General features: G+C 70.2%; 2 protein-coding genes. Both read right to left on the bottom strand.

Going from position 1 to position 2137, the window contains the following annotated elements; genetic code table 11:
* Window positions 1-147: 147 nt before the first annotated feature.
* Entirely contained in the window at window positions 148-1026 is an 879-nt protein-coding gene (locus tag ACHZD8_RS13745) for an NAD(P)-dependent oxidoreductase (RefSeq protein WP_394770995.1), read from the bottom strand.
* 2 nt (window positions 1027-1028) lie between these two features.
* Window positions 1029-2137 (bottom strand): aldehyde dehydrogenase family protein (locus ACHZD8_RS13740; RefSeq protein ID WP_394770994.1); only part of this gene is annotated, 1109 nt, incomplete at its 5' end.

Raw genomic sequence — 2137 nt, 5'->3', positions numbered from 1 at the left:
CTGCTCGGCGAGTTGGCGACTCACCGTCTGCCCGGCGATGCCGGTGGACCCGACGACGAGCGCTCGGCGCTTGTCGGTCTGTGTGGTTGTCATGGGGTGTGGAACCTCTCTGTTGATCGGCGGTGACCGTGGTGATGGTGGATGGGCTCAGCCGGGCTGGACTAGCCCGCGGGTGACCTCGGCGATGGCCGACCAGTCGAGATCGGCGAGGGCCGGATCGGCGAGCGCGGTCTCGAAGATCTGCCGCAGCACGGATGCCGTCGGCAGGGTGACCCCGTAGGCCGCGGCGGCCTGCTCGGTGAGTGCGAGATCCTTGAGACCGAGCGCCACGGTGAACCCGGGCGGCGAGTAGGCCTTGCGCGCGATGAGCGCGCCGTACCCGGTGTAGGCCGAGCCGGCGAAGGCGGCGTCGGTGAGGATCTCGACGAACGTCTCGCCGTCGACACCTCCCTGCTCGACCAGGGTGACCGACTCCGCCAGGGCCTGCAGCGCGTGGATCAGGTTGTAGTTGACGCCGATCTTCACCAGGTTCGCGGTGCTCGGCTCGGCGCCGACGACCCAGGTGCGCTTGCCGAGGATGTCGAGGTAAGGCCGGGCGCGTTCGACCGCGGCGGGGGCGCCCGCGGCGACGATGTTGAGCGTGCCGCTCGCGGCGACGTTCGCGCGCCCGAGCACCGGGGCGGCGACATAGTCGACCCCGGCCCGCCGGTGCATCTCGACCAGCCGGTCCGTCGCGGCGAGGCTCAGGGTGGAGTGGCACACGTGCAGGGAGCCGGCCGGGGCGGCGGCGAGCGCCTCCGCCGTGAAGGTGGCCTCCGCCGCCGCGTCGTTGGCGAGCATCGAGAAGAAGAGGCCCGTGGCGATGGCCTCGTAGGCCGTGCCGGCGCGCTCGGCGCCGGCATCTTCGAGGGCATCGGCGGCCGAGGCGGTGCGGTTCCACACCCGAACCGGTTGCCCCGACTCGAGCAGCCGACCGGCCATGGCCGCGCCCATCGTGCCGAGTCCGAGGAATCCGACCAGTGCCATCGTCACGCCTCCCAGACGGTCTTGAGGTTGCAGAATTCGCGGATGCCGGCGGCGGCGAGCTCGCGGCCGTAGCCGGACACCTTGATGCCGCCGAACGGCAGCTCGGGGTAGGAGATCGTCATGCCGTTGATGAAGACCGCGCCCGCCTCGAGTTCGCGCGAGAAGAACACGCGTTCCGCGGCATCCGTGGTCCAGATGTTGGAGCTGAGGCCGAAGTCAGTGCCATTGGCGATGGCGAGAGCCTCCGCGGCATCGGCCACCCGGTACAGGCTCGCGACGGGTCCAAACGTCTCTTCGAGGTACAGGCGCATGTCCGGCGTGATGCCTTCGATGATGGTCGGCGGATAGAACCACCCCGGTCCGGTCGGCATGACCCCTCCGACGGGAGCGGTCGCCCCCTTGCCGAGGGCGTCGTCCACCAGCCCGGCCAGATCGCTGCGGCCGCTCTCGGTGGCGACCGGGCCGACGTCGGTCATCGGGTCCGTCGGGTCGCCGACGCGCAGCGCCGCCATCCGCCCGACGAACAGGGCGCGGAACTCGTCGTAGACGTCGGTGTGCACGATGAATCGCTTCGCGGCGATGCGGGACTGCCCGTTGTTGCCGGTGCGCGAGGTGACCGCCATTGTGACAGCGGCGGACAGGTCTGCGCTCGGCATGACGATGAAGGGATCTGATCCGCCGAGCTCGAGCACCGCCTTCTTGATGCTTCCGCCCGCGATCGACGCGACGGAGCGGCCGGCCGGTTCGGATCCGGTGAGCGTCACCGCCACGACCCTCCGGTCTTCGATCACGGTCTTCACCTCCGCCGAGCCGATGAGCAGCGTGGAGAACGCGCCCTCGGGGAATCCGCCGCGGGTGAACAGGGTGTCGAGGTAGAGGGCGGCCTGCGGAACGTTCGACGCGTGCTTGAGCAGGCCGACGTTCGCCGCCATTAGGGCGGGCGCCGCGAAGCGGATCACCTGCCAGAGTGGGTAGTTCCAGGGCATCACGGCGAGCACGATTCCGAGCGGCTGGTAGACGGCCCGCGCGGCGACCGCGCCGACCGAGGCGGGATCCTCCAGCACCTCGTCCGCGAGGAAGTCCTCTGCATGGGCGGCGTAGAAGCGCATGT

The sequence above is a fragment of the Lacisediminihabitans sp. genome, from assembly GCF_043726815.1.
GTDB lineage: Bacteria > Actinomycetota > Actinomycetes > Actinomycetales > Microbacteriaceae > Lacisediminihabitans.
Note: the sequence above shows the minus strand (reverse complement) of the source record. Positions and strands in the feature narration are given on the sequence as shown.

Excerpts from the sequence above, each read along its gene's own strand:
- ACHZD8_RS13745 (WP_394770995.1), bottom strand. The coding sequence starts at position 1,026 with ATGGCACTGGTCGGATTCCTCGGACTCGGCACGATGGGCGCGGCCATG.